Here is a 6,470-nt window from a genome sequence, read left to right as displayed (position 1 = left end):
CGAGCGGATGCCGACGCCGCGCAGACGAGCCGCGCACCGGGCGGTCGCGACCGAGCTGGACCGCGTCGAGGAACGGTTGCTCACCGCGTTGGGGGTCTAGGCGCTGTCCGGCAAGTCCGGCACACGCTATCCGCGCCCGCGCGGCCTCCGGCCGCACGGGCGGAAAGCCCAAGTACAACCCGGTACGTGCGGCTTCCCGCCCGCACGCCCAGAGACCACGCGGATCACGAATCCCGCGCACCAGACTTACCGGACAGCGCCTAGGCGCTCGCGTCTGATCAGGTTCTTCCCGGCGCCCATGCTCGAAGGGGCTGGACAGCGCCGCATACCCTGTTGGGTTGTGCCCCCCGGTCGAGTGACACCGCCTCGCGCTCCGCGCGTGCTGCGCGGTGTCCTGCTGGGCGCGGTCACCGCGGCACTCGCGGTGTCGGCGCACGGTATGGCCGGTGGTGGCGTGCCGGACACGGCGGTCACGCTGGCGCTCACCGGCCTGGTCGGCTGGGCGGGCACCGCGCTGGCCGACAGCCGCGCCGGGCGCGTGAGTGGCCCGCTGACCACAATGGCCGTGCTCGGTATCAGCCAGCTCGGCCTGCACGTGCTGCTCACCTATGTGCTGGGCCCGCACGAGGCCATCCACGCGGGGCACTCGGCACCGCCGGTAGACGCGCGGCTGATGGTGGCCACGCACGTCGTGGCGACCGTGCTCAGCGCACTGCTGCTGACCCACGCGGGCACCGCGCTGACCACGACCGCGGCCGCGGTCACCGGCCTGATCAGGGCACTCGTCCCGCCCCCGCGCCCCATCCCGCACCGCCCGGCGGCCCGGCCGGTGGACGTCACCCCCGGGCATCTGCTGGCGGTCGTGTTACGCGAGGTGTGCGCGCGCCGCGGTCCGCCGGTCTTCTCCTGAAACCCCCAACACCCCACACGGACCCGGCGACACGGGTCCGTCCCTTCGCGTTCTTCAGGAGAACCCCTTCATGTCCGCACACCGTTTCGCCGCGCGCGCGGCCGTCCTGCTCACCGCGGCGGGCACCGCCGTGCTGCTGGGCTCGGGCGTCGCGTCCGCGCACGTGACCGCCAAGGTCATCGGCGAGAGCGCCGCCCAGGGCGGCTACACCAAGATCACCTTCCGGGTGCCCAACGAGGACAACACCGCGGGCACAGTCAAGTTGGAGGTGCGCTTCCCGCAGGACACCCCGGTCTCCTCGCTGCGCACCACGTCGATGCCCGGCTGGACCGCGGCGATCACCAAGACCAAGCTGGCCACCCCGATCACGGTGCACGGCGCCCAGGTCACCGAGGCCGTCAGCACCGTCACCTGGACCGCCGCCGCGGGCACCCGGATCAACCCGGGCGAGTTCGCCGAGTTCGCCGTCTCCGGCGGCCCGCTCCCGCAGGCCGACCAGCTGGTCATGCCCGCGATCCAGACCTACGACAGCGGCAAGGTCGTGGCCTGGGACGCGCCGCCGCCTGCCGCGGGCGCCGACGAGCCGGAGCACCCGGCACCGGTGATCAAGCTGAGCAAGGACGGCGACGACGAGCACGCCGCGGTCACCGCACCGGGTGCCGCGGGCGGCACGACGGGCACCGACACGCACGCGGGCGCCGAGGGCGGCGGCACGACCGCCGCACCCGCGGCCGCAGGCTCGGACAACACTGCCCGCTGGCTGGGCGGTGCGGGCCTGGTCGTCGGCGCGCTCGGCCTGGGTCTGGGCGCGGGCGCCACGCTGCGGGCCCGCCGGGCCATCGCCGCGTCGAAGGCGGGCGAGTAACCGATGCGGGACCGTCGGGCGCACAGGCGGGTGCTACCGCGCGCCGCGGCCGCGCTGGTGCTGGCGGTTGGCGCGTTGATCGGGCTGGCAGGCCCGGCCTTCGCGCACAACCAGCTGATCTCCAGCGACCCGGCCGACAAGGCGGCACTGGCCACTGGGCCTGCCGCGATCCAGCTGACCTTCGACCAGCCGGTACAGGCGGGCGACGGCCTCAACTCGATCGTGGTGGTCGGCCCGGACGGCCAGGGCCAGTGGCAGAACGGGAAGGCGGCGGTGGCGGGCAACATCGTGTCCGTGCCGGTGCGCCCGCTCGGCCCGGCGGGCGCGTACAAGATCGGTTACCGGATCCTGTCCGCCGACGGGCACCCGGTGTCCGGCGAGCTGGCGTTCACCCTGACCACGGCGGGCACCGGCACTCCGGCACCCGCCGACGCCACCGCGCAGAACCCGGCCGCGGGCTCGTCCGCCCCGGGTGACGACGGCGGCGTGCCGGTGTGGGTGTGGATCGCGGGCGCGGTCGTCCTGCTCGGCGCCGGGATCTTCCTGGCCATGCGGGTCGGCGGCACCGAGTCGTGAACCGGACCCGGACCACCACCACCGCTCGGCCGGTCCCGGTCGTCGCGCTGGTCGCCTCCGCGATCGTCGGCGTGCTCGTCGGCCTCGCGATCACCGCGACCGAGCCGATCCCGGGGCTACCCGAGCCGGGGGTGGTGGTCCGGGTCGGGCTACCCGTCGTACGGGTGCTGCTCGACCTGGCCGCCGTGGTCACCGTCGGGCTGTGCCTGCTGCCGCTGCTGGTCGGCTTCGACCGGCCGAAGATCGCCGAACCGGTACTGGCGGGCGCCCGGCGGGTGGCCATGGCGGGCGCCCTGGTGTGGGCGACGACCGCGCTGGTCGCCCTGGTGCTGCAGACCGCGGAGCTGCATCCGGGCCGGGAGGTGTCGTTTACCGCGGTGCGCGAGTACATCGGCACCGTGGGCGCGGGCAAGGCGCTGCTGTTCGTGGCGGTGTTCGCGCTGATCAGCTTCGCGCTGTCGCTGTGGGCGGTACGCGTCGGCGAGTCGGTGCCCGCCGAGCTGCGCGCCGCGGTGGCGCTGTTCGCACTGCTGCCGCTGCCGGTCACCGGGCACGCCACGAACTGGCGCTGGCACGACCTGACGATGATCTCCATGGAGCTGCACGTGCTCGGCGCGGCGGCCTGGACCGGCGGGCTGGGCGCGGTGGTCGTGCTGCTCGCGGCCAACCGCACGCTGCTGGCGCACGCGCTCCCCCGGTTCTCCAAGCTGGCCACCGTCTGCCTGGGCCTGGTCACGCTCACCGGCCTGGTCAACGGCCTGGCCGAGCTCGCCTTCAACCCGACACGCACGCTCTGGGCGGGCCTGGCCACCGGCTACGGGGTGCTGTTCCTGCTCAAGATCGGCTGCCTGCTCGCGCTGGCCGGGCTGGGTGCCCGGATCCGCTGGCGGCTGCTGCCCGCCATCACCGAGCACCGGACGACCGCGCTGGTCGGCTGGGCGGCGGTGGAGCTGGCGGTGATGGGATTGGCCTTCGGTTTCGCGGTCGTGCTCACCCGAGCCCCGCTTGCCTGACCGCACCGATCACCGACGGTGAACCCGAGTTATCCACAGGCTGTGGACAAATCGGCGGAGTTATCCACAGGTAGTCGGCGACAACTGCCCTTCATCGCACCGCTCGGCCGTTCGTCGTACCCATGGGACGTCAGGACAACCGAATCACCCGGCGTCGATACCCCGAACGGGCCAACGCCGAGTGGTCAGTCCTGTTCGGTGAGGTGCGCGGTGGCGAGCCGGGTGGCCCGCAGATCGGCCAGCCGCGCGGTCGCCGCCCGGCCCCGCCGGTCCAGCTCCCGCCGGGAGATCCAGCCGAGCGCGTACCGCCGGTAGTCGCGCGCCAGCAGCACCAGCTCGGCGAGGTGGTCGGCCGAGTGGCGGCGGGCGTCCTCCGGCAACCGGGCCACCTGGGCGAGCTGCCCGTCCACGGCCCGGTCCAGCACCTCAGCCGAAGCCATGGCACGGCGGGCACGTCCGCTCAGCAGGAGCGCGGATCGGCGGAGAACGCGCACAGGTCACCTCGTCCCGGAGGGTTGCTCGGACCACGGCCGGACCAGGGGTGGCACCGATGGTCGAGCGGGTCGTCCGTTGCCCCTGGCGTCGTTCACAATGCGCATCCTGTTACCCGCCGCGATACCGCCATCCGGTGGAATCCCGACCGCTAGCGGTAACGCGACCACCGCGCCGAGGTATCGCCCATGCGGAAGTCGCGCAGCCGTCGCAGCAGCTCAGGCCGCACCTCGGGACTGCTGTTCATGATCGGCAGCACGCTGGTGGTGAGCTTCAGCTCACGGACCTCCCGGAGTACCCCGAAGCCAGCCCATCGGGTGACGTCGAAGCCGTAGCCGTCGGCCAGCTCCCGGTACCGCGCGGTCGGCTCGCCGAACCGGCTCACCCCCACGGCGAGCGGCGTCAGGTCCCACTCCGGCGGGCCGAGGCAGCTGGAGTCGAAGTCGCAGAGCACCGGACCGCCGGACGCCGGGATCAGGTTGCCCAGGTGCGCGTCGCCGTGCACCAACGCCCGGGGCAGCGGGAACTCCAGGTCGCCGAGCAGGTGCGCCACCTCGTCGCACTTCGCGCGCAGGAACGCCAGCTCCTCGCCGTCCAGACCCTCCGCCTCGCTGAGTCGCCGCCGCACGTCGTCCAGCGGGTCCCAGACCGGCAGCCCCGGCGGCGGCAGCGCGTGGATGGCGCGCAGCAGTCGGGCCAGGTCGGCGGCCCGCGGCTCGGTGTCGCAGTCCGGGACCGCGTCCCACACCGTCGCCGCGTAGTCGCCGACGAAGACCGGCTGCCGCACGCCCGCGGTCAACCGCACCGCCGGGATGTCGTTGTCGGCGAACCACCGCGCCACCCGGACCACCTTGCGCACCCGGTGGCGCAGCGACACCGACCCCACGATGCGGACCACCACCGGGTCGCGCGCCATCCGGAACACCGCGTTGTTGGTGAACCGCAGCAGCCGCGCACCCTCGTGGTCCACCCCGATCCGCCCGCACACCGCGGCCAGCGCGACGCGCAGGTTCTCCCTGGTGAACAACCCCTCCGTGGCCATCGGTACCCGTTCGCCGGTGATGGCCGCCGGGAGTCCCGGTCAGGCCACGCTCAGGTTGGTTATCTGCTCGGCCAGGTCGCGCGCGTCGGCGTTGTTGCGCCGCTTGCTCGCCTCGGCCAGCAGGGGCTTGAGCCGGTCCTTCACCCGCGTCGACTTCAGCGTCTCGGCCAGCTCCACCGCGGCCCGGCCGACCCGGGCGCCGTGGTCCACGTCGCCCTCCAACATGTGGTTGGTGGCCAGCGCGCTGAGGTTGAACGCCTTGCTGCGCAGGTAGTCGTCGCCGTAGGCCTCGATCGCCTTGGTCAGCGCCGGGATGGCGAACTTGGTGTGCGACGGGTCCGAGGTCTGCGCCAGCACCGTGTGCACGGTGCCGATCATCGCGTAGACGTCGGTCTCGTTGAAGAACTTCACCCAGTCCTCGGCCTTGGACACGTCCGCCCGAGAGAACTCGTCGCGGGTGCGGTTGATGAGCTTCATGGTCTGTTCCTTGTGCCCCATCAGCGCGTAGGCCCACGCCTGGTTGGCGCAGATCACCGCAACGGCCAGCTCGGAGCCCGACTCCTGGGCGGCGATCTGGCCTAGCTGGAACATCTTCAGCGCGTCGTCCGGGGACTCCTTGTGCAGGTAGACCCGGCCCATCCGGTACAGGATGTTGGCCACCAGCGGCTCGCTCTTGCCCGCCTTGGCCAGCTCCAGCGCCTTGCCGAAGTGGTTGCGGGCGGAGTCGGTAAGGCCGATGTCGAACGAGGTCCACCCGGCCAGGTTGTGCAGATCGGCCAGGGCGACGTGCAGGCGTTGCTTGACGTGCTCAGGTCCGGACGCGCCGAGCATCTGTTGTCCCCACGACAGCTGCGCGACCACGGCGTCCCGGCAGAAACCGCCGCCGTACTGGTAGTCCAGCGACCGCAGTGCTCTCGTCGCTGCCTCGACCTGACGGACGTCCGTCATGCCGATGCGACCGGGCGCGGGTGTCTGGACAGGGTTGGCGACCCACGACCCGGAGTTGCTGCCCAGCACGTTCGCGCCCACCGTGACGGCGGCCGCGTGTGCCAGGAACTCCCGACGCTTCACCTCTTCGCTCTCCTCAGGCTGCGACGCCTCACGCGTCACCGCCACCCGAACAGCGGTGACCTCGTCATAGGCGAGACCCATGTATCCCCTAGGGACACCCAGCCCATCGGCGATCCTGGCGAGCACGTCGTAAGCCATCACCTGACGACCCTTGAGGATCTCCGACACCTCGGACTGCGACTGGCCGGTCATCGCCGCGATCTGGCGCTGCGACACGCCAGTGCGGCAGAGCAGCCGATACACGGAGCTGACCTCCCGCGCGGCGAGCGCGGCCCGCATCTCGGGTTCCTCCCAGGTGTCCGAAGAAATGGGAGAACCCCCCGATCCGATGGAGTTCATTCCGCCCCCTCTACCGTCCGCCGGGCGTCAAACGCAGCGTAAGCGCACTTCACGAGCAGCGAGAAGGGTTGATCGGTGAACCTGATCGGTCCGACCGAACTCCACTGACCGCTCACCGTGAAACCACCGCCGATCGGCGCTGTGACGCTCCAATCTCGTTCC

8 protein-coding genes are annotated in these 6,470 nt (G+C 72.1%); 5 read left to right on the top strand and 3 right to left on the bottom strand.

The window, feature by feature from the left end; all coding sequences use genetic code 11:
- From C503_RS48315 to C503_RS0135365, 5 genes are all read left to right on the top strand, one after another.
- Window positions 1-100: DUF6474 family protein (locus C503_RS48315; RefSeq protein ID WP_245572668.1), on the top strand; the 100-nt coding region annotated here is incomplete at its 5' end.
- Between the two features lie 279 nt (window positions 101-379).
- Window positions 380-910: a hypothetical protein gene (locus C503_RS0135380; protein WP_018686952.1), complete on the top strand. Its 531-nt coding sequence runs from the start codon at window positions 380-382 to the stop codon at window positions 908-910.
- A 70-nt stretch (window positions 911-980) separates the two neighbouring features.
- Window positions 981-1,775, top strand: a complete 795-nt coding sequence (locus tag C503_RS0135375) for a YcnI family copper-binding membrane protein (protein WP_018686951.1) — start codon at window positions 981-983, stop codon at window positions 1,773-1,775.
- A 3-nt stretch (window positions 1,776-1,778) separates the two neighbouring features.
- Entirely contained in the window at window positions 1,779-2,351 is a 573-nt protein-coding gene (locus C503_RS0135370; RefSeq protein WP_018686950.1) for a copper resistance CopC family protein, read from the top strand.
- On the top strand, window positions 2,348-3,364 hold the full coding sequence (locus C503_RS0135365) for a copper resistance D family protein (RefSeq protein ID WP_018686949.1): 1,017 nt from the start codon (window positions 2,348-2,350) through the stop codon (window positions 3,362-3,364). Before C503_RS0135370 ends, C503_RS0135365 begins: the two co-directional genes overlap by 4 nt.
- A 185-nt stretch (window positions 3,365-3,549) precedes the next feature.
- On the opposite strand, the gene C503_RS0135360 is transcribed toward C503_RS0135365, so the two are convergent.
- From C503_RS0135360 to C503_RS0135350, 3 genes are all read right to left on the bottom strand, one after another.
- Entirely contained in the window at window positions 3,550-3,804 is a 255-nt protein-coding gene (locus C503_RS0135360; protein ID WP_018686948.1) for a hypothetical protein, read from the bottom strand.
- 203 nt (window positions 3,805-4,007) lie between these two features.
- Window positions 4,008-4,898 (bottom strand): phosphotransferase family protein, encoded by an 891-nt coding sequence (locus C503_RS0135355; RefSeq protein WP_018686947.1) that lies wholly within the window; start codon window positions 4,896-4,898, stop codon window positions 4,008-4,010.
- A gap of 39 nt (window positions 4,899-4,937) precedes the next feature.
- Window positions 4,938-6,308, bottom strand: a complete 1,371-nt coding sequence (locus tag C503_RS0135350; RefSeq protein ID WP_063710874.1) for a helix-turn-helix transcriptional regulator — start codon at window positions 6,306-6,308, stop codon at window positions 4,938-4,940.
- Between the last annotated feature and the right edge of the window lie 162 nt (window positions 6,309-6,470).

The organism is Actinokineospora enzanensis DSM 44649, from assembly GCF_000374445.1.
Classification (GTDB): Bacteria; Actinomycetota; Actinomycetes; order Mycobacteriales; family Pseudonocardiaceae; genus Actinokineospora; species Actinokineospora enzanensis.
The sequence above is the reverse complement of the archived record's forward strand: the minus strand, read 5'-3'. Positions and strand labels throughout refer to the sequence as shown.

Excerpts from the sequence above, each read along its gene's own strand:
- C503_RS0135375 (WP_018686951.1), top strand. The coding sequence starts at position 981 with ATGTCCGCACACCGTTTCGCCGCGCGCGCGGCCGTCCTGCTCACCGCG.
- C503_RS0135370 (WP_018686950.1), top strand. The coding sequence starts at position 1,779 with ATGCGGGACCGTCGGGCGCACAGGCGGGTGCTACCGCGCGCCGCGGCC.
- C503_RS0135360 (WP_018686948.1), bottom strand. The coding sequence starts at position 3,804 with ATGGCTTCGGCTGAGGTGCTGGACCGGGCCGTGGACGGGCAGCTCGCC.
- C503_RS0135355 (WP_018686947.1), bottom strand. The coding sequence starts at position 4,898 with ATGGCCACGGAGGGGTTGTTCACCAGGGAGAACCTGCGCGTCGCGCTG.
- C503_RS0135350 (WP_063710874.1), bottom strand. The coding sequence starts at position 6,308 with ATGAACTCCATCGGATCGGGGGGTTCTCCCATTTCTTCGGACACCTGG.